Raw genomic sequence first — 18,229 nt, 5'->3', positions numbered from 1 at the left:
GTTCGAGCTTCCCGAACACCGTACGAGAGAGGAATCTCGATGGTCGAACGCAATCCGCGGCGCTGGCTGATCCTGGGTGTGCTCTGCCTGACCCTGCTCGTTGTCGTCGTGGACAACATGGTGCTGAACATCGCTATCCCGGCACTGATCCGCGACCTGGGCGCGAGCACCGCCGACATTCAGTGGATCATCGACGCCTACATCCTGGTCTTCGCCGGCGTGCTGCTCACGGCGGGCAGCCTCGCCGACCGGCACGGCCGCCGCCTCGGCCTGGTCATCGGCCTGATCATTTTCGGTGGCGCCTCCGCGCTGGCCACCGTCTGCGAGAGCCCCGGACAGCTGATCGCGATCCGTGGCCTGATGGGCCTGGGCGCCGCCTTCCTCATGCCGGGCACGCTCGCCATCCTCACCACGGTCTTCGACGAGGACGAGCGCAAGAAGGCGATCGCCATCTGGAGCTCGGTGCTCATGCTCGGTGCTCTCGGCGGCCCGACCCTGGGCGGCCTGCTTCTGGAGCACTTCTGGTGGGGCTCGGTCTTCCTGCTCAACATTCCGATCGCCGCTCTGGGCCTGCTGGCCGCGCTGGCCTTCATCCCCGAGTCGAAAGGCCCGGCGTCGCGGCCCGACACGGTGGGCGCACTGCTCTCCACGATCGGCATGACCGCCCTGATCTGGGGCGTCATCTCGGCTCCGGAGCACGGCTGGGAGTCACTGCGAACCTCTGGCGGATTCGTCGTCGCCCTGGTCGCCCTGACCGGCTTCATCCTCTGGGAGCGCCGGGTCGCCGAGCCGATGCTGCCACTGGAACTCTTCCGGAACCGCAATTTCCGAGGAGCCAGCCTGGCACTGGTGCTGCTGTCCTTCTCTGCCGGTGGCGTGATGCTGGCGATCACGCAGTACCTCCAGTTCGTTCTCGGTTATGAGCCGATCCAGGCGGGCACCGCCTTCATCCCGATGATCGTGACGACGATGGTCTTCAACGGCGTCGGCGTGGTGGTCGACAAGCGATTCGGTGCACGGGTGGCGCTGTCGGCCGGGTTGCTGCTGGTGGCGGGCGGGTTCGCGATCCTCGCCTCGCTCGATCCCCAGGACGGCTATCTGAAACTGGCGACCGCACTCGTAGTCATCGGCATGGGCAGTGGTGTCGCGGCGCCGGCCGCGGTCGGGACGCTGCTCGGCGCGCTGCCGCCCGAGCGGGCCGGTGTCGGGTCCGCTGTCAACGACACGGTGCAGCAGGTGGGGACGGCACTCAGCGTCGCCGTACTGGGAAGCGTGCTGACCACCGCATACCGCGCGGCTTTGCCGGACGGTGTCTCCGGACCCGCCCGGGAGTCGCTCGGTGACGCCTTGCGGGCCGGCGATCCGGGGCTCGCGGACGCGGCCCGGGATGCTTTCGTGGACGCCATCGCGGTCACCTCCCTGGTAGGCGTGGTGGGTGGGGTCGCGGCGGCGATCCTGGCCGCCGCGGTGCTGCGTCCGAAGCCTGGCACGGATCCGGAGGCGGCCGATCCGTTGTCCACAGAGGCGGATGCGCCCAACGAGTTGTCCACAGATTCGGAATCGGCGCCCGCCGGAATCGAACGTCAGTACTAACATGGCGGCATGACCAGCGCCTACCAGCCTTCGTTCTTCGACCTGATCTCCGGGCCGGCCGAGACGGTCGCACCACTGACCGGCCGGCCGGCCCGGCATCGGCTCACCGCAGGCGCCTGGGTCGACGTGCTTCCCGGGTGGCTGCACGGCTCCGACGCCGTCTTCGAGACCCTGCTCGGCATCGACTGGCGTGCCGAGCGGCGGAAGATGTTCGACGACGTCGTCGACGTCCCCCGGCTCCTGCGGTGGTTCGGCCCACGGGAGCCGCTGCCACATCCCGCCTTGACCGCGGCGAAAGCCGAGCTGAACCGGCACTACGCCGAGGAGCTGGGCGAGGAGTTCGTGACCGCGGGCATGTGTCTCTACCGCGACGGGCGCGACAGCGTGGCCTGGCACGGCGACACCCTCGGCCGGTCCGCCACCGAGGACACCCTGGTCGCGATCGTCTCGTTCGGTTCGCCACGCAACCTGCTGTTGCGACCACGGGCCGGCGGGCACGACACTCTGCGGTTCCCACTCGGGCACGGCGATCTGATCGTGATGGGCGGCTCCTGTCAGCGCACCTGGGAGCACGCCGTGCCGAAGACCGCGAAGCCGGTCGGGCCGCGGGTCAGCGTGCAGTTCCGGCCCGTCGGAGTGGCCTGAGAAAACAAGCCCGTAACAGGGACATCGCAAGTGGTTGACGAGTCCGCCGAGAAAGTTACACTCCAAGTGTAAATAGTTGAGGCTCCATCTCCCACACAGGACTTCCACCGGTCCGGCGAGGCAGCCATGTCAACAGACCCTCCCCTTAAAGAGTTGGCACTCCACGACATCACCGTCCGCTTCGGCGGCCTGACCGCTCTCGACACCGTCTCCCTGCGCGTGGCCCCGGGCCGGATCGTGGGCGTCATCGGGCCGAACGGCGCCGGCAAGACCACTCTCTTCAACGTCATCAGCGGTTTCGTGCAGCCGACCTCCGGGTCGCTCACGCTCGACGGCAAGCCGTGGCGGCCACGCCCGCACCACCTCAACCGGCTCGGGATCTCCCGGACTCTTCAAGGTGTCGGCCAGTTCGCCGGCATGACCGTCCTGGAGAACGTGATGGTCGGCGCAAGACACCGGCGGGCCGAGACCGAGGCACTGGCCGCTTTGGAGCGATGCGGCGTCGCGGGGTTTGCGGAGGCATATCCAGCAGCTTTGCCGTACGCGATCCGCAAACGCGTCGAGCTGGCTCGCGCCCTGGTCGCGAAGCCACGCATCCTGATGCTCGACGAGCCGGCGGGCGGCCTGGACGCCGACGAGATCCGCTGGCTGGGCACCCTGATCACCGAGATCGGCACCACCGTTCTGCTGGTCGAGCACCACATGGACCTGGTGATGTCGGTCTGCGACGAGATCCTGGTGCTGGACTTCGGCAAGCCGATCGCGCTCGGCACCCCGGGTGAGATCAGTGCGAACCCCAAGGTCACCGAGGCCTATCTCGGCGTCGCGGCCTGACCCACCCGTCTCACTCGCGTTCTTTCTATTCGCATACCCGAAAAGCCGGTCATGACACGGCTTTCAGCGGCATACCCGGAGAACGGCCCCGAAGGAGGAGCGCCGATGATCACCCGTACCCCGGTCGCACTGGGAAACTCCCGATGAGCGGCACGTTGCTGGAGGTCGAGGGCCTGACCGCCGGGTACGGCGCGGCCCCGGTCCTGCACGATGTGGATCTCACCGTCCGGCCGGGAGAGATCGTCGCCGTCCTCGGCGCGAACGGCGCCGGCAAGACCACTCTGCTGCGCGCCCTGTCCGGGCTGATCAGGACGTCCCGGGGCCGGGTCGCTCTCGACGGCGCCGAGCTGGCCGGCACCAGAGTGGAGCATCTGGTGCGGCGCGGGATCGCCCACGTCCCCGAGGGCCGTGGCGTGGTCACCGAACTGACCGTCGACGAGAACCTACGGCTCGGCGGCCTGTGGCGGCGCGACCGGGCCGACGCCCGCGTGGCGCTCGACGAGGTCTACGAGTTGTTCCCGCCGCTGGCGCAGCGCCGATCCTCCGCCGGTCACCAGCTCTCCGGTGGCGAGCGGCAGATGCTCGCCCTGGGCCGCGCCCTGGTCGGACGGCCGAGACTGCTGCTGCTCGACGAGCCGTCGCTGGGGTTGGCGCCGAAAGTGACCGGCCAGATCATGGCCCTGCTGCGTGACCTGCGGGATCGCACCGGCCTCGCGGTGCTGCTGGTCGAGCAGAACGTGCGCAGCGCGCTCTCCATCGCCGACGAGGGGGTGGTGCTGTCGCTGGGCCGGGTGGTCACCCGCAACAAGGCCTCGGTGCTCCGCGACGACACCGATCTCCGACACGCCTACCTGGGGTTCTGATGGGCGAATTCATCTATCTGACCTTCGACGGGCTGAGCCGTGGGCTGGTCTACGCCGCGTTCGCGCTGGCTCTCGTGCTGATCTGGCGGGCGGCCCGGATCGTCAATTTCGCACAGGGCGCGATGGCCGTCGCCGCCGTCTACGTCGCCTGGTCGGTGACGAACGCGACCGGGTCGTACTGGCTCGGGTTCGTGGCGGCACTGCTGGCCGGGCTGTTGCTGGGCGTCACCGTCGAGCGGGTGGTGATGCGGTTCGTGGACCATTCGTCGCCGCTCAACGGGGTGGTGGTGGCGCTCGGCCTGGTCCTGATCCTGCAGGGCGCGCTGGGCATCGTCTACGGCAACGAGTTCCAGCCGATGCGGACGCCGTTCAGCCGGGACGCGTTCGAGGTCGGCGGGGTGGCACTGCTGTCGCGTTACGACCTGTTCGTCGTCGGCGCGGTGGGCGCGGTGGTCGTGGCACTCACGCTGCTGTTCACCCGGACCGCCGTGGGCCTGCGGATGCGGGCGGCGGCCTTCGCACCGGACGTGTCCCGGCTGCTCGGGGTCTCGGTCGGCGGCATGTTGACGCTGGGCTGGGCCCTCGCCGCCGCGGTCGGCTCGCTGGCCGGGATGCTGGTCGTCCCCACCGAGCTGGGAGTGCATCCGACGGCCATGGACGTGGTGTTCGTGTCGGCGTTCACGGCGGCCGTCGTGGGTGGACTGGACAGTCCGATCGGAGCCGTGGTCGGCGGGCTCGTGGTGGGGCTGCTGCTGTCGTACGTCAGCGGATACGTCGACGTCACGGTCGCCCCGATGGCCGTCCTCACCCTGCTCGTGGTGGTGTTGCTCGGCCGGCCGGGCGGACTGTTCTCCAGCTCGAAGGCGAGGGTGGCATGACAACCATCGAAATCGTCCGCAAGGTGCGGCCGCACCCCGCCGTGGTGATCACCCTCGGCGCGCTCCTGGTGGTCGCTCTGACGTTCGTGTTGCCACCGTTCCGGAACTATCAGCTGGCCACGGTCGGTGCCTACCTGTGCGTGACCGCCGGGCTGACCGTCCTGACCGGACTCAACGGTCAGCTCTCGCTCGGGCACGGCGCCCTGATGGCGACCGGCGCGTACACGCTCGCGCTGACCCAGAACAAGTTCCTGAACCTGCCGCTCAGTTTCGCCGTCGCCGTCCTGACCACGACCGTGGCGGGGGCGGTGATCGGTCTGGCCGCGGCCCGGCTGCGCGGTCCCTACCTGGCCGGGCTGACGCTCGCCGTGGCGACCGTGGTGCCGTCGGTGACCAGCACGTTCGACGAGACGTTCAACAGCGATCAAGGGCTGTCGGTGGCGCTGGACCCGCCGCCGGAGACGGTGCCGATGGAGCAGTGGCAGGTCTGGCTGTGCTGGAGCGCGGCCCTGATCGTGGTGCTGCTGCTGGCGTTGCTGGTGCGCGGCCGGTTCGGGCGGGACCTGCGTGCGGTCCGGGACGACGAGACCGCGGCGAAGCTGGCCGGCGTCGACGTGGCGCGTACCCAGGTGCTGGCCTTCGTGGTGAGCGCCGCCTGCGCCGGAATCGCCGGCGCGCTGTTCGCCGTGCTCGCGCAGAGTGTGTCGCCCGGCGCGTTCCCGCTGACTCTCTCGCTCTTCCTGCTGATGGCCATCGTGATCGGTGGCCTGGGCAGCCTGTTCGGGGCGTTGTGGGGCGCGGTCCTGCTGGTGCTCCTACCGGCCCTTTCTCAGGCGGTCGGCGAGTCGACCGGGTCCCAGCGGCTCGAGGGCAACCTCGCGCTGGTCGTCTTCGGTGTGGTGCTCGTCGTCGTCATGCTCGCCGCCCCGGGCGGCCTCGCGTCAATTCCATCTCGCATTTCACGCCTGATCAGGAGGAACCGATGAAACGCACAGCGACAGCGGCTCTGGCCGCCATGCTGCTCGCCACCGCGGGCTGCACCAGTGAGGGTGGCGGCGGGACGAGCGGTGCCGATGTGCCGGGCGTGACCGACAAGACGATCACGGTCGGCACCCACATGCCGCTGACCGGCCCGGCTGCCGGCGGCTACTCGAAGATCGCACCGGCCACCAAGGCCTACTTCGACTTCGTCAACAAGAACGGCGGTGTGCACGGCCGCACCATCGAATACAAGATCAAGGATGACGGCTACAACCCCGCGAACACCCAGACCGTGGTGCGCGAGCTGGTACTGCAGGACAAGGTCTTCGCGATCCTCAACGGCCTCGGCACGCCGACGCACACCGGCGTGCTCGACTTCCTGAAGACCAACCGGGTGCCCGACCTCTTCGTGGCCAGCGGCAGCCGCAGCTGGAACCAACCGGACAAGTATCCGGGGACGTTCGGGTTCAACCCGGACTACACCGTCGAGGGCAAGATCCTGGGGACGTACGTGAAGGAGAACCTGGCCGGTAAGAAGGCCTGTTTCCTCGGCCAGGACGACGACTTCGGCCGGGACAGCCTGGCCGGGATCGAGAAGGTCATCGGGGCGGTCACGGCCAAGGAGAGCTACGTGACCAGCAATCCGAACGTCGGCCCGCAGATGGGTGCGCTGAAGGCGGCCGGCTGCGAGGTCGTGCTCCTGGCCACTGTGCCCGGTTTCACCGCCCTGTCGATCGGCACCGCTGCGAAGATCGCCTTCAAACCGCAGTTCGTCGTCAGTAACGTCGGAGCCGACCCGACCACCGTCGCCAAGACCCTGGGTGCTGCCGCGCCGTTGATGGAGGGCCTGGTGGCGGCCAACTACCTGCCGCTGAACACCGACGAGGCCAACCCGTGGATCCAGCTGTTCAAGAAGGTCAACACGGAACACAACGGCAATGCCGAGTTCGACAACAACGTCGTCTACGGCATGTCGGTCGGCTACCTGTTCGTGCAGGCGCTGCAGGCCGCGGGCAAGGACCTGACCCGCGACAAGATCATCGAAGCGGTACAGAAGAACGGTTTCCAGGGTCCGGGGCTGGTGCCGCTGCGGTTCTCCGCGCAGGATCACTCGGGGTACGGCGGCCAGCAGCTCACCAGGGTCGAGAAGGGCAAGGCCGTCTACTTCGGGACTCCGTACACCACCGACGACAATGACGGCCCGGTCGCTCCGTACCAGGGTCAGGCCGTGACGCCGCCACCGAACGGCGTACCGGCCGCGTAATATCTGCACTCAGACTGCAAAAAGACGACTCCAGGAGGTTGGGCGATGGCTGACCAGGTAGCAATCGTGACCGGAGCAAGCCGGGGAATCGGGTTCGCCATCGCGCAACGCTTCATCGCTCAGGGAGCCAGAGTCGCCGTCACCGGCCGTGACGCCGAGGCCCTCGAGGCCGCGGTGAAGGAGCTCGGCGGCCCCGAGGTGGCCCTCGGCGTGGCCGGCAAGGGTGACGATCCCGCCCACCGAACCGCCGTGATCGACGCGGTGCGGGAGAAGTTCGGGCCGGTCACCACACTGATCAACAACATCGGGATCAACCCGGCGTACGGCCCGCTGGCCACCCTCGACCTCAACGCCGCCCGCAAGATGGCCGAGGTCAACCTGATCGGCACGCTCGGCTGGATCCAGGAGGCACTGCGCGGCGGCCTGGCCGAGACCGGTGGCTCGATCGTCAACATCTCGTCGGTCTCCGGGGTCCGGCCGGCACCGGGGATCGCGTTCTACGGCACCACCAAGGCGGCGCTGATCCACCTCACCGAGGAACTGGCGGTCGAGCTGGCTCCGAAGATCCGGGTCAACGCGGTCGCGCCCGCGGTCGTGAAGACCCGGTTCGCCTCGGCGCTGTACGAGGGGCGGGAAGCGGAGGTGGCGGCCACCTACCCGCTCCAGCGGCTCGGCGACACCAGCGATGTGGCCGGGACCGTGGCGTTCCTCTGTTCCCCCGACGCCGCCTGGATCACCGGGCAGACCATCGTGATCGACGGCGGTCTGACCCTGACCGGGGCCGTCCAGTGAGCCCGGGCGCGCCCGAGCGGGTCGTCGTCACCGGTGCGGGTGGCGGGATCGGGGCGGCGCTGGCCCGGCGGTTCGCCGCTGACGGCGCCCGGGTCGTGGTCAACGACCTGAACGCGGAGGCGGCCCATGCCGTGGCCGGCGAGATCGGCGGGATAGCGGTGCCCGGCGACGCGGCAAGTGAGGACGACGTCCGGCATCTGGTCGACACCGCCTGGGCCGAACTGGGCGGCATCGACCTGTTCTGCTCCAACGCCGGAGTGCTGTCGGCCGGGAACGAGACGACCCCGGACGACCAGTGGCAGCGGGACTTCGGTGTCAACGTGATGTCGCACGTCTACGTGAGCCGGGCGCTGCTGCCCCGCTGGCTGGACAGTAGCGAACCGAAACGGCTGCTCCTGACGGTCAGTGCGGCCGGGCTGCTGACACTGCTGGGCAGTGCGACCTACTCGGTGACGAAACACGCGGCGCTGGCCTATGCCGAGTGGCTTCGAGCGACGTACGCCCATCGGGGTTTGATCGTGCAGGCTCTCTGCCCGCAGGGTGTCCGCACCGACATGCTGACCCGCGGCAACGACCGTGGCAGTGGGGCGGCCTCGCTGCTGGCCGACGGTGCGCTGGCGCCCTCGGCGGTGGCCGACCTGGTCGCCGAGTCGCTGGACGGCACCGGTTTCCTGATCCTCCCGCATCCGGAAGTCGAGGAGTACTACCGCTTGCGCGCGAGCGATCCGGACCGTTGGCTGGGAGGCATGAACAAACTCCAGCGCGGTTTCGAGTCGAAATGAAGGGCCTCGACCTGGAGAGACTCCAGGCCTATCTGGACAGTCCGCCGCTGAGTGCGACGATGTTCGCGGGCGGCAAGTCGAACCTCACCTATGCGGTGACCGACGGCGCCGACCGCTGGGTGCTGCGCCGCCCGCCGCTGGGGCACGTGCTGCCCACCGCCCACGACATGGCCCGCGAGCACAAGGTTCTCGACGCCCTGTCCAAGGCCGGTTACCCGGTGCCCAGGCCGGTGCGGCTGTGCACCGACACCGCGGTGATCGGGGCGCCGTTCTACCTGATGGAGCACGTCGACGGCACGATCCACCGGGATGCCGGCGGGCTCGGCGCGCAGGCGTTCCGCGAACTCAACCTCACCCTGGTCGACACGCTCGCCGACCTGCACGCGCTGGACCCGCAGGCGATCGGGCTGGGCGACTTCGGCAAGCCGGCCGGTTTCAACGTCCGTCAGGTGCGCCGGTGGAAGCAGCAACTCGACGCGTCCCGCAGCCGGGAGCTGTCCGGGATCGAGGAGCTGCACGCCCGCCTCGCCACGGACATCCCGGACGGCGGGCCGGGCGCGGTCGTGCACGGCGACTTCCGGCTGGACAATGTGCTGGTCAGTGATGATCTGACGGTCAACGCCGTGTTGGACTGGGAGATGTCCACACTGGGTGATCCGCTCAGCGATCTCGCGCTGATGCAGGTGTACGCCGGGCGGCCGCTGCTGGAACTCGACGGTGTGCCGGTCGCCCCGATCGACATTCCCGGGCACCCCTCACTCGATGAGATCGCCGCCCGCTATGCCGAGCGCAGTAAGCGCGACGTCAGCGATCTGCACTGGTACGTGGCGTTCGCCGCGTTCAAACTCGCCGTCATCCTCGAAGGCGTGCACTTCCGCTACACCAAGGGCCAGACGGTCGGCCCTGGTTTCGACACCATGGGCGCGATGGTTCCCGCGCTGGTCGAGCAGGGTCATCGAGCACTGGAGGGACACTGATGGACTTCGAGTACGACGCGAAGACCGAGGACTACCGCAAGCGGCTGCTCGCCTTCATGGACGAATACGTCTATCCGGCGGAATCCGGCTTTCACACCGACGGCGACAGCTGGGAGCCGCCGGCCGCGCTGACCCCGTTGAAGGCGGCGGCGAAAGAGGCCGGCCTGTGGAACCTCTTCCTGCCCGGTGAGCACGGTGCCGGACTGACCAACCTGCAGTACGCCCCACTGGCCGAGATCACCGGCCGCAGCCCGGCGGTGGCCCCGCCCGCGCTCAACTGTGCCGCCCCGGACACCGGCAACATGGAGGTCCTGGCCGAGTTCGGCACGGCCGAGCAGCAGCAGATGTGGCTCACGCCGCTGCTGTCCGGCGAGATCCGGTCGGCGTTCGCGATGACCGAGCCGCAGGTGGCCTCCTCCGATGCCACGAACATCGCCACCCGGATCGAACGGGACGGTGACGACTACATCATCAACGGGCGGAAGTTCTACATCACCGGCGCGATGAACCCGAACTGCAAGATCTTCATCGTGATGGGCAAGACCGACCCGGACGCCGCCCGGCACGTGCAGCAGAGCCAGATCCTGGTACCCCGGGACACTCCTGGGCTGACGGTCAAGCGCGGCATGACGGTGATGGGCTACCGCGACGGCGACCACGGTGGCCACGCCGAGCTGATCTTCGAGAATGTCCGGGTCCCGGCCACCAACCTGATCGGTGTCGAGGGCGGCGGCTTCGCGATCTCCCAGGCGCGACTCGGGCCGGGCCGGATCCACCACTGCATGCGGCTCATCGGCATGGCCGAACGGGCACTCGAGATGATGTGTACCCGGGCGCTGGCCCGCACCACGTTCGGCAAGACGCTCGCCGAGCAGGGCGTTGTCCAGGACTGGATCGCCGAGTCCCGGGTACGGATCGAACAGGCTCGGCTGCTGGTGCTCAAGGCCGCCTGGCTGATGGACACGGTCGGCAACAAGGGCGCGCACACCGAGATCCAGGCCATCAAGATCGCGGTGCCGTCCGCGGTGGAGTGGATTCTGGACAAGGCGATCCAGACACACGGAGCGGCCGGGCTCAGCCAGGACACCCCGCTCGCCGGGATCTGGGCCAGCGCGCGGATGCTGCGGCTCGCCGACGGTCCCGACGAGGTGCACAAGCGGTCGCTGGCGCACCGCGAACTCAAGCGATATCGGAGTAGTTCGTGACCAACCCACCACCAACCCGCGTCGATGGTCGCACCGCACGGTCCGAACGGACCCGCAACGCGATCATCGACGCGCACCTCCGGCTGATCGGCGAAGGCGACATGCGCCCCACCGCCGACCGGGTGGCCAAGCTGGCCGGGGTGTCACTGCGCGCTCTGTGGAGCCACTTCGCCGACATGGAGGCGCTGATGGCGGCCAGTGGGCAGCGGGTTCTGGAACGGCGCGACGCGTCCTACCAGCCGGTCCCGGCGGACCTGCCGCTGGCCGAGCGGATCGACGCGTTCTGCCACCAGCGGGCCCGCCTGCTGGAGGAGATCGGCCCGGCTGCCAGGGCATCATCGTTGAAGGAGCCGTTCTCGGCGGGCCTGCAGCGCTATCGCAAACTGCACGTCTCGCGGGTGCGGGACGAACTGACCGCCACCTTCGCCGCGGAGATCGGCAGCGACGAGGAGTTGCTGAACGCCCTGACCGCGGCCTGTCTCTGGCCGACGTGGGCGACGTGGCGCGATGCCATGGACCTACCTGTCGAATCGGCACAGGCGGCGCTGACGCGTGTGGTCACGTCGATGCTGATCGAAAGCACGCCGGCCGGAAACTGATCGGGCGGGGTTCATCCCGGCAACCGCCTTCGCGAGGCTCACTCTCCGGCGACCAGCGGGCGTGGGTGCGCGTTGCGGACGCGGATGCCACTGAAACCGGCTGTGCTGGTGAGAACCTGGTCCCAGAACGGCCAGAGGTTGCTGACCAGGCGTAGCTGGATACCGGCGGCGGCGTGACAGTCGATCAGGTCACCGACCGGTTCCGGCGGGCCGAGCGGTTCCACCGGTTCGACGGCGACGTGAGCGTGCACCGGGTCACCGAACGGGCGGAATCGCGCAGCGGGGAGCCGGTACGCGTACAGACTCGTGGTTCGCATCGCCTGCCACCAGGCGAACTCGATCACGTGGACCCGGTCGCCGCACCCCGCCCCGACGATCCGGTCCCGGTCCGTGTCAGTGGTGACTCCGGGAACGACTCAGGCCAGGGCGCGCGGGCACTGCCGCGGGAACCAGTAGTCGGGCGCCCGATCATGGTCGACGGCCCACACGTAGGCCTCGGCCTGTTGTGCGGTAGCCGCGACGTGCGGAACGAATCTGGTGATCGACGGGTCCTCGGAGAAATGCAGTACCTGCCCTGTTTAGGGAGGCATCAGGACTTTCTACCCCATCTGCTTCGCCTGCGCCGACACAGATCTTGCTGATCGGACAAACGGTTCCACCGGTAAGTCAGACTCCTTGTCCGGCCTTGCAGGTTTAGGATTAACTATCTTCACGGGCGTGGAGGAGTGGGAGATCCGAGTTACGCACGAGTTTCTGAGATGGGTTGACACTCTTGACGGGGACTCATATGACCAGATCGTTTCCGCCATTGACCGACTGGCGGAGGTAGGGCCCGGGCTGGGAAGGCCCTTCGTCGACCGGGTCGAGGGCTCACAGGTACACAACATGAAGGAGTTGCGACCAGGCTCTTCCGGTCGAAGCGAAATTCGGATCATGTTCGTGTTCGACCCGTGGCGATCAGCGATCCTACTGATCGGTGGAGACAAATCAGGCAACTGGTCTGGCTGGGACCGGCAAGCCATCCCGCGGGCTGAAGAGCTTTACCAGCAGTATCTGAAGGAACGCCAGGAAGAGGCGGAAACCGAGGAGCAACACTCATGACTGAGTTCCCCAGGTGGAAGGACATTCGGCCGGATCTCGTCGAACGGGCTGGCGGCGAAAGGGCCGTTGCGGCATCCCGCGCACGCGATCAGGCCTACCTCGACGGCTATCGGCTTGCCGAGCGGCGGAAACAGGTCGGCCTGACCCAAATGGATGTCGCTGAGCGAATGGGTGTCACCAAAGGCCGGGTCTCGCAGATTGAGCGGGGTGACGTCTCTACCGTCGAGGTCTTGGCCCGCTATGTGGAGGCCCTCGGCGGATATCTCCAGATCTCCGCAGTCTTCGGGGATGACGTGCACATCTTGCGCAGCGCCGATCCCGAAGCCAACCCGAAACCCGAGGCCAAGCCCGAATCCAAATCCTTGGCTGCCTGAGCGTGGCGTGTGGGCCGGCCTCAAGTGGGGCCGGCCCACACGTGTCAGAGGATGGCTACCGAGCGGGCGCCCTCACCACGGGACATGCGGTCGAAAGCGGCGGGGATCTCGGCCAGGGTGATGCGGTCGGTGATCAGGTGGTCGAGGTTCAGGGTGCCGTCCAGGACTTCCCTGGCCAGGGCCGGGACCTCCAGGTCAGTGTCGGCCTGGCCGTAGACCGACGCCTTCAAGGTGCGCGCCGAGCTGAAGATGTCCAGGGCACCCAGTTGGACCATGTCGTCGGCGGCGCCCATACCGACCACCGTGACCTGGCCGCCTCGGCGGGTGGCGCGCCAGGCTGCGCGGATGGTCGACGCCCGGCCGACGCATTCGATGGCGTGGTCGGCGCCGAGCCGGGAGGTCAGGCCCCGGACCTCTTTGGACAGGTTGTCGGAGGAGACCAGGAAGTCGGTGGCGCCGGCCGCTTCGGCCAGGCCCTTCTTGGCTTCGGTGACGTCGACGGCGATCACCTTGCCGGCGCCAGCGGCTCGGGCGGCGGCGACCGCGGACAGGCCGACGCCGCCGAGGCCGATGACCAGAACGGTTTCGCCGGGCTGGACCCGGGCGGTGTTGCGGACGGCACCGCTGCCGGTCAGGACCGAGCATCCGAGCAGAGCGGCAAGATCAAAACCTAGTTGCGGCGGTACGGGGATCACCGCACGTTCCGGCGCCACCACCTGTTCGGCGAACGCCCCGAGGCCGAGTGTCACGTGGACCGGGGCACCGTCGAGGGTCATGCCGTTCTCCAGGGCGGCGACCCCGGAGGAGGTGCTGCAAAGCCACGGCTGAGCGTGTTCGCAGAACCAGCAGGATCGGCAGGCCGGCTGCCAGTTGAGCACCACGTGGTCGCCGACCTGGACCCGGCTGACGCGGTCGCCGGTTTCGACCACCACGCCGGCCGCCTCGTGGCCGAGGACGAGCGGGTGCGGTGGGCGCAACGTCCCGTTGATCATGGAGAGGTCGGAGTGGCAGACACCTGCCGCGCGGACCTCGACCCGCACCTGCCCGGGCCCGATCTCGGGCAGCCCGAGTTCGACCAGCTCAGCGGGGACGCTGGGATCCCGGACCACCAGCCCGGTCGTGTAGCGGCTCATCGGCCCACCTCCGCGCCCTGAAAGATCATCGCTGGATCGCTTTCACCTGCTGGAACTCGGCGAGCCCGTAGGCGCCCAGCTCACGGCCGATACCGGACTGCTTGTAGCCACCGAACGGGGCGAACGGGTTGAACGAGCCGCCGTTGACGTCGACGGCCCCGGTGCGCAGCCGCCGGGCCACCGACAGGGCCCGCTCGCCGGAGCCCCAGACCGCGCCGGCCAGCCCGTACTTCGAGTTGTTGGCGATGGCCACCGCCTCGTCGTCGTCATCGAACGCGATGATCGACAGCACCGGGCCGAAGATCTCCTCCTGCGCCAGCTCGCTGTCCGGGTCGACGTCGGCGAAGACGGTCGGCGCGACGAAGTGGCCGGTGCCGGGCATCGGGGCGTCCAGGCCACCGGCGACCAGGCGGGCGGTGGCGCGCTCGATGAAGCCGCGGACCCGGTCCTTCTGGCCGGCCGAGGCGAGCGGGCCGACCCGGGTGGCCGGGTCGAACGGGTCACCGACGGTGTATCCGGCGGCGGTCTTGGCGGCCAGTTCGACGGCCTCGTCGTAGTGCGACCGGTGCACCAGCATCCGGGTCCACGCCGTGCAGGTCTGGCCGGAGTTGAGGAAGGCGTTGCCGATGCCCACCTTGACCGCCTTGACCAGGTCGGCGTCTTCCAGGATCACGTTGGCGGACTTGCCGCCCAGCTCCAGCGACACCTTGGCGATCCGGTCGGCGGCGGCGTGGCTGATGGCCCGGCCGGTCGCGGTCGAGCCGGTGAAGGAGACCATGTCGATGCCGGGATGCCCGGCGATTGCTGAGCCGACCACCGATCCGACACCGGTGACCAGGTTGAACACGCCCGGCGGCAGTTCGGCTTCGGCGAACGCGTCGGCCAGCAGGTACGCGGTGAGCGGCGTCAGTTCGCTGGGCTTGAGCACGACCGTATTGCCGGCCGCCAGCGCCGCGCCGACCTTGGCGACGACCTGGTGCAGCGGGTAGTTCCACGGGGTGATCGCACCGACCACGCCGACCGGTTCGTGCACGACGAGCGAGTTGCCGATGACCTCGTCGACGGGTGGGTGGGCGGCGAGTTCGGCGTACCCGGCGAGCACCGTGAGAGGCAGCCCGGCCTGGACCGCCTTGGCGATCTTGAGTGGGGTGCCGAGTTCCAGGCCGACGATCCGGGCGATCTCGTCCGCACGGGCGGTGAGCGACCGGTGCAGGCGGCCGAGGGCGGCGCCGCGTTCGGCCGGCGAGGTGGCCGCCCAGCCGTCGAAGGCGTCGCGGGCTGCGGAGACGGCGCGGTTCACGTCCTCGGCGGTGCCGGCCGGCACGTGCCCGAACACCTGCTCGGTGTACGGGTTCTCCACCTCGATCCGGTCGGATCCGTCGGGCGGCACGAAGGCGCCCCCGATCCAGTGCTGGTCACGGAAGACCGACGTCATCGGCGTACCCCCTGGTCGTAGCGGTCGGACAGGCTGTCGATCAACAGGTCCAGCCCGAGTTCGAAGGCGCCCTCGTCGACGGCGGCACGATGTGCGGCGAGTTCGTGGGCGCGGTGCAGGTGCGGGAACCGGTCGTAGAGACCCGGGTCGTTCTCGAAACCGAGCGCGAACGAGCCGAGCGCGGAGCCGGTGATCAGGTAGCGCATCAGCGCGCCGATGTGGGTGGCCCGGGCCCGTGACCAACCGGCGTCGATCAGCGCGCCGTAGACCGCTTCGGCCATGGCGAGACCGGCCGGGCGGCGACCGGGTCCGGTGGCCAGCACCGGCACGATGTTCGGGTGTGCGGAGAGCACCGCGTGGTACGACTTCGCCCACAGCCGCAGCCCGTCACGCCAGTCGGTGCCGTGGAAACCGGAGATGTCGACCTGTGCGACCACCGCCTCGGCGACCGCGTCGACGATCTCCGCCTTGGTGCCGAAGTGGTTGTAGAGCGACGGCCCCTGCACCCCCAGCTCGGTGGCGAGGCGCCGCATCGAGCACGCGTCGATCCCCTCAGCGTCGATCAATGCCGCGGCCGCTTCGACGATGCGCTCCCTGGTGAGCAGCGCCTGCCGCGGCCGGGCCATGGGAACTCCCTGAGAAAACCGATGTCAACACTGGACGTGTAAAAACTTACGCCGCTAGTTTAAGCACAGCTGCGACGTACATCACTAAGAAGGAGTCCAGGATGACGACGCTATCCCTCGCCACCATCCTCGCCGAGGCCGCGCGCCTGCACCCCGAGAAGGTAGCGATCGTCGATGAAGCGGGCGGCCGCATCAGCTATCGCGATCTCTGGGCGCAGACCCGGTCGTACGCCGCCGGGTTGTCGGAATTGGGGGTCGGCCCCGGCGACACGGTGGCCGTGATGATCCCGAACGTGGCCGACTTCCCGCGTGTCTACTTCGCGGCACTCGCCGTGGGCGCCCGGATCGTGCCGGTGTCGCTGCTTCTCAACGCCGAGGAGGTCGGTTACGTCCTCGCCGACAGCGGCGCGAACCTGCTGGTCACGCACTCCGCGATGCTCCAGGTCGGCGCGGCCGCGGCGGCGGCCACCGGGACGAAACTGGTGAACGTCGGGCCGCTCCCGGCGGATCTGCCGCAGTTCCCACCGAGGCTGGAGGAGATCTCGGCCGGCAGACAACCCCTGCGGACGTACGTGTCCCGGGAGGCCGAGGACGTCGCGGTGATCCTCTACACCAGTGGCACCACCGGCAAACCGAAGGGCGCCCTGCTCACCCACCTCAACCTGGTGATGAACGCGGCGGTGAACGTCTTCGACGTGCATCCGCTGACCGGCGACGACGTGGTGATGGGCTGTCTGCCGCTGTTCCACACGTTCGGTCAGACGGTCGGGATGAACGCGACGTTCCGGCTGGGCGGAACGCTCGTGCTGCTGCCCCGGTTCACCGGCGAGGCAGCGATCGAGTTGATGATCCAGCAGAAGGTGACGATCTTCCACGGCGTGCCGACGATGTACATCGGCCTGCTGGAGGCGGCCGCGAAGGCGGAGCGCCTGCCGCAGCTCAAGCTGTGCGTCTCCGGCGGGGCCTCACTGCCGGTGGCGGTGCTGGAGAAGTTCGCGGCGACGTTCGGTTCGACCATCTGGGAGGGGTACGGGCTGAGCGAGACGTCTCCCACGGCCACCACCAACCAGCCGTCGTTCGGAGCGAAGCCCGGCACGGTCGGCCACCCGATCTGGGGTGTCGAGGTGGAGATCGCCCGCCCGGAGGTACCGGAGCGCATCGAGTTCCTGCCCGACGGCGAGCTGGGGGAGATCGTGATCCGCGGGCACAACGTGTTCGCCGGTTACCTGAACCGGCCGGAGGCGACTGCCGAGGCGCTCGTCGACGGCTGGTTCCGGACCGGTGACCTCGGGATCCGTGACGAACAGGGCTTCATCAGCATCGTCGACCGGACCAAGGACCTGATCATCCGGGGCGGGTTCAACGTCTACCCGCGTGAGGTGGAGGAGGTGCTGGCCCGGCATCCGTCGATCCAGCAGGTCGCGGTGATCGGGGTGGCCGACGCGACCCTCGGTGAGGAGATCTGCGCGGTCGTGGTGCTCGAGGACGAGGGCCTCACCGAGCAGGAGCTGATCGACTGGTCGAAGGAGCACCTGGGCAAGCACAAGTACCCGCGTCAGATCCGCTTCAGCGAGTCGCTGCCGCTCGGGCCGAGCATGAAGGTGCTGAAGCGGGAGCTGCGCAAGCAGTACTCCTAGTCTTTCAACAGTGCGGGCAGCTCCGCCACGATCGGCACGTCGGCGGGCAGCCACGGCACGCTGTCCAACTGGTCCACGGCCAGCCAGCGCATGGAGCGGTGTTCCAGCGCCTCCGGGACGTCTCCGTTGAGCAACTCGACGGCGTACACCCGGAGCACGGCCCGGCCGTGGGCCAGGGGCACGTCGGGGCCGACCCGATCGCCGACGGCGACCCGGACGCCTAGTTCCTCGGCACACTCTCGGGCCAGTGCGGCCTGCTCGGTCTCGCCCGCCTCGACCTTGCCGCCCGGGAACTCCCAGCGGCCCGCTGCCTCGGGCGGTGCGCTGCGCTCGCAGGCGAGCACCCGCCCGGCGGTGATGATCACCGCCGCAACGATCACCCTGGGTGATGTCGAGGGCTTGACGTATTGTTCGGGCCGCATACGGTCAAAGATCTCACGAAAGTTCACCGTTCAGGTTGCCCGACAGCGCCCTGATCGTCACCCAAACACGGATATGTGGGCGTGGACA

General features: G+C 68.6%; 18 protein-coding genes and 2 pseudogenes. 15 read left to right on the top strand and 5 right to left on the bottom strand.

Features of this window, described 5'->3' with window-relative positions:
- Positions 1 to 39: 39 nt before the first annotated feature.
- The 12 genes from BLU81_RS37995 to BLU81_RS37940 all read left to right on the top strand — a co-directional run bounded on the left by BLU81_RS37995 (position 40) and on the right by BLU81_RS37940 (position 11,413).
- Complete coding sequence (locus BLU81_RS37995; protein ID WP_092552654.1) at positions 40 to 1,593, top strand: MFS transporter; 1,554 nt, start codon at positions 40 to 42, stop codon at positions 1,591 to 1,593.
- Positions 1,594 to 1,602: 9 nt separating this feature from the next.
- Positions 1,603 to 2,238: an alpha-ketoglutarate-dependent dioxygenase AlkB gene (locus BLU81_RS37990; protein ID WP_092552651.1), complete on the top strand. Its 636-nt coding sequence runs from the start codon at positions 1,603 to 1,605 to the stop codon at positions 2,236 to 2,238.
- A gap of 126 nt (positions 2,239 to 2,364) precedes the next feature.
- The gene (locus BLU81_RS37985) at positions 2,365 to 3,072 is read left to right on the top strand and encodes an ABC transporter ATP-binding protein (protein WP_092552648.1); all 708 of its coding nucleotides are present in this window, start codon (positions 2,365 to 2,367) and stop codon (positions 3,070 to 3,072) included.
- Positions 3,073 to 3,215: 143 nt separating this feature from the next.
- A complete protein-coding gene (locus BLU81_RS37980; RefSeq protein WP_092552645.1) occupies positions 3,216 to 3,935 on the top strand; it encodes an ABC transporter ATP-binding protein in 720 nt (239 codons plus the stop codon).
- Complete coding sequence (locus BLU81_RS37975) at positions 3,935 to 4,813, top strand: branched-chain amino acid ABC transporter permease (protein WP_092552642.1); 879 nt, start codon at positions 3,935 to 3,937, stop codon at positions 4,811 to 4,813. The genes BLU81_RS37980 and BLU81_RS37975 overlap by 1 nt, the downstream gene beginning before the upstream one ends.
- Positions 4,810 to 5,799, top strand: a complete 990-nt coding sequence (locus BLU81_RS37970; RefSeq protein WP_092552639.1) for a branched-chain amino acid ABC transporter permease — start codon at positions 4,810 to 4,812, stop codon at positions 5,797 to 5,799. Before BLU81_RS37975 ends, BLU81_RS37970 begins: the two co-directional genes overlap by 4 nt.
- A complete protein-coding gene (locus BLU81_RS37965) occupies positions 5,796 to 7,058 on the top strand; it encodes an ABC transporter substrate-binding protein (RefSeq protein WP_092552636.1) in 1,263 nt (420 codons plus the stop codon). Before BLU81_RS37970 ends, BLU81_RS37965 begins: the two co-directional genes overlap by 4 nt.
- A 45-nt stretch (positions 7,059 to 7,103) precedes the next feature.
- Positions 7,104 to 7,850, top strand: a complete 747-nt coding sequence (locus BLU81_RS37960; protein WP_092552633.1) for an SDR family oxidoreductase — start codon at positions 7,104 to 7,106, stop codon at positions 7,848 to 7,850.
- Complete coding sequence (locus tag BLU81_RS37955) at positions 7,847 to 8,632, top strand: SDR family oxidoreductase (protein ID WP_092552630.1); 786 nt, start codon at positions 7,847 to 7,849, stop codon at positions 8,630 to 8,632. The genes BLU81_RS37960 and BLU81_RS37955 overlap by 4 nt, the downstream gene beginning before the upstream one ends.
- Entirely contained in the window at positions 8,629 to 9,609 is a 981-nt protein-coding gene (locus BLU81_RS37950) for a phosphotransferase family protein (protein ID WP_092552627.1), read from the top strand. Before BLU81_RS37955 ends, BLU81_RS37950 begins: the two co-directional genes overlap by 4 nt.
- On the top strand, positions 9,609 to 10,814 hold the full coding sequence (locus BLU81_RS37945) for an acyl-CoA dehydrogenase family protein (protein ID WP_092552624.1): 1,206 nt from the start codon (positions 9,609 to 9,611) through the stop codon (positions 10,812 to 10,814). Before BLU81_RS37950 ends, BLU81_RS37945 begins: the two co-directional genes overlap by 1 nt.
- A complete protein-coding gene (locus BLU81_RS37940; RefSeq protein ID WP_092552621.1) occupies positions 10,811 to 11,413 on the top strand; it encodes a TetR/AcrR family transcriptional regulator in 603 nt (200 codons plus the stop codon). The genes BLU81_RS37945 and BLU81_RS37940 overlap by 4 nt, the downstream gene beginning before the upstream one ends.
- Positions 11,414 to 11,451: 38 nt before the next feature.
- On the opposite strand, the pseudogene BLU81_RS51845 reads toward BLU81_RS37940, so the two are convergent.
- Positions 11,452 to 11,979 (bottom strand): annotated as a pseudogene (locus BLU81_RS51845) (DUF6886 family protein).
- Positions 11,980 to 12,130: 151 nt separating this feature from the next.
- Here BLU81_RS51845 and BLU81_RS37930 point away from each other — a divergent pair.
- Together BLU81_RS37930 and BLU81_RS37925 are read left to right on the top strand one after the other, a co-directional pair.
- Complete coding sequence (locus BLU81_RS37930) at positions 12,131 to 12,514, top strand: type II toxin-antitoxin system RelE/ParE family toxin (protein WP_092552618.1); 384 nt, start codon at positions 12,131 to 12,133, stop codon at positions 12,512 to 12,514.
- Positions 12,511 to 12,816, top strand: a pseudogene (locus BLU81_RS37925) (helix-turn-helix domain-containing protein); the annotation flags it as partial. The gene BLU81_RS37930 and the pseudogene BLU81_RS37925, both read left to right, overlap by 4 nt.
- A gap of 116 nt (positions 12,817 to 12,932) precedes the next feature.
- On the opposite strand, the gene BLU81_RS37920 reads toward BLU81_RS37925, so the two are convergent.
- The 3 genes from BLU81_RS37920 to BLU81_RS37910 are packed head-to-tail and all read right to left on the bottom strand — an operon-like array spanning position 12,933 to position 16,082.
- Positions 12,933 to 14,021 carry an alcohol dehydrogenase catalytic domain-containing protein gene (locus BLU81_RS37920; protein WP_092552613.1) on the bottom strand — a complete coding sequence of 363 codons (1,089 nt, stop codon included), beginning with the start codon at positions 14,019 to 14,021 and terminating at the stop codon, positions 12,933 to 12,935.
- A 25-nt stretch (positions 14,022 to 14,046) separates the two neighbouring features.
- A complete protein-coding gene (locus BLU81_RS37915; protein WP_092552610.1) occupies positions 14,047 to 15,456 on the bottom strand; it encodes an aldehyde dehydrogenase family protein in 1,410 nt (469 codons plus the stop codon).
- Entirely contained in the window at positions 15,453 to 16,082 is a 630-nt protein-coding gene (locus BLU81_RS37910; RefSeq protein ID WP_092552607.1) for a TetR/AcrR family transcriptional regulator, read from the bottom strand. The genes BLU81_RS37915 and BLU81_RS37910 overlap by 4 nt, the downstream gene beginning before the upstream one ends.
- A 101-nt stretch (positions 16,083 to 16,183) precedes the next feature.
- Between BLU81_RS37910 and BLU81_RS37905 the strand changes: the two genes are divergently transcribed.
- The gene (locus BLU81_RS37905; RefSeq protein WP_092552604.1) at positions 16,184 to 17,719 is read left to right on the top strand and encodes a long-chain-fatty-acid--CoA ligase; all 1,536 of its coding nucleotides are present in this window, start codon (positions 16,184 to 16,186) and stop codon (positions 17,717 to 17,719) included.
- On the opposite strand, the gene BLU81_RS37900 is transcribed toward BLU81_RS37905, so the two are convergent.
- Positions 17,716 to 18,141, bottom strand: coding sequence for a (deoxy)nucleoside triphosphate pyrophosphohydrolase (locus BLU81_RS37900; RefSeq protein WP_172890697.1), 426 nt, complete (start codon positions 18,139 to 18,141; stop codon positions 17,716 to 17,718). The two genes, BLU81_RS37905 and BLU81_RS37900, sit on opposite strands and share 4 nt — an antisense overlap.
- Positions 18,142 to 18,229: the final 88 nt, after the last annotated feature.

The sequence above is a fragment of the Actinoplanes derwentensis genome, from assembly GCF_900104725.1.
Taxonomy (GTDB): Bacteria; Actinomycetota; Actinomycetes; order Mycobacteriales; family Micromonosporaceae; genus Actinoplanes; species Actinoplanes derwentensis.
This window is presented reverse-complemented; position numbering and strand designations above follow the sequence as displayed.

What these genes read in the sequence shown, in the direction of transcription:
- BLU81_RS37900 (WP_172890697.1), bottom strand. Translation starts at nt 18,141, where the DNA reads ATGCGGCCCGAACAATACGTCAAGCCCTCGACATCACCCAGGGTGATC.
- BLU81_RS37990 (WP_092552651.1), top strand. Translation starts at nt 1,603, where the DNA reads ATGACCAGCGCCTACCAGCCTTCGTTCTTCGACCTGATCTCCGGGCCG.
- BLU81_RS37975 (WP_092552642.1), top strand. Translation starts at nt 3,935, where the DNA reads ATGGGCGAATTCATCTATCTGACCTTCGACGGGCTGAGCCGTGGGCTG.
- BLU81_RS37950 (WP_092552627.1), top strand. Translation starts at nt 8,629, where the DNA reads ATGAAGGGCCTCGACCTGGAGAGACTCCAGGCCTATCTGGACAGTCCG.
- BLU81_RS37980 (WP_092552645.1), top strand. Translation starts at nt 3,216, where the DNA reads ATGAGCGGCACGTTGCTGGAGGTCGAGGGCCTGACCGCCGGGTACGGC.
- BLU81_RS37945 (WP_092552624.1), top strand. Translation starts at nt 9,609, where the DNA reads ATGGACTTCGAGTACGACGCGAAGACCGAGGACTACCGCAAGCGGCTG.
- BLU81_RS37970 (WP_092552639.1), top strand. Translation starts at nt 4,810, where the DNA reads ATGACAACCATCGAAATCGTCCGCAAGGTGCGGCCGCACCCCGCCGTG.
- BLU81_RS37995 (WP_092552654.1), top strand. Translation starts at nt 40, where the DNA reads ATGGTCGAACGCAATCCGCGGCGCTGGCTGATCCTGGGTGTGCTCTGC.
- BLU81_RS37910 (WP_092552607.1), bottom strand. Translation starts at nt 16,082, where the DNA reads ATGGCCCGGCCGCGGCAGGCGCTGCTCACCAGGGAGCGCATCGTCGAA.
- BLU81_RS37960 (WP_092552633.1), top strand. Translation starts at nt 7,104, where the DNA reads ATGGCTGACCAGGTAGCAATCGTGACCGGAGCAAGCCGGGGAATCGGG.
- BLU81_RS37905 (WP_092552604.1), top strand. Translation starts at nt 16,184, where the DNA reads ATGACGACGCTATCCCTCGCCACCATCCTCGCCGAGGCCGCGCGCCTG.
- BLU81_RS37920 (WP_092552613.1), bottom strand. Translation starts at nt 14,021, where the DNA reads ATGAGCCGCTACACGACCGGGCTGGTGGTCCGGGATCCCAGCGTCCCC.
- BLU81_RS37985 (WP_092552648.1), top strand. Translation starts at nt 2,365, where the DNA reads ATGTCAACAGACCCTCCCCTTAAAGAGTTGGCACTCCACGACATCACC.
- BLU81_RS37965 (WP_092552636.1), top strand. Translation starts at nt 5,796, where the DNA reads ATGAAACGCACAGCGACAGCGGCTCTGGCCGCCATGCTGCTCGCCACC.
- BLU81_RS37915 (WP_092552610.1), bottom strand. Translation starts at nt 15,456, where the DNA reads ATGACGTCGGTCTTCCGTGACCAGCACTGGATCGGGGGCGCCTTCGTG.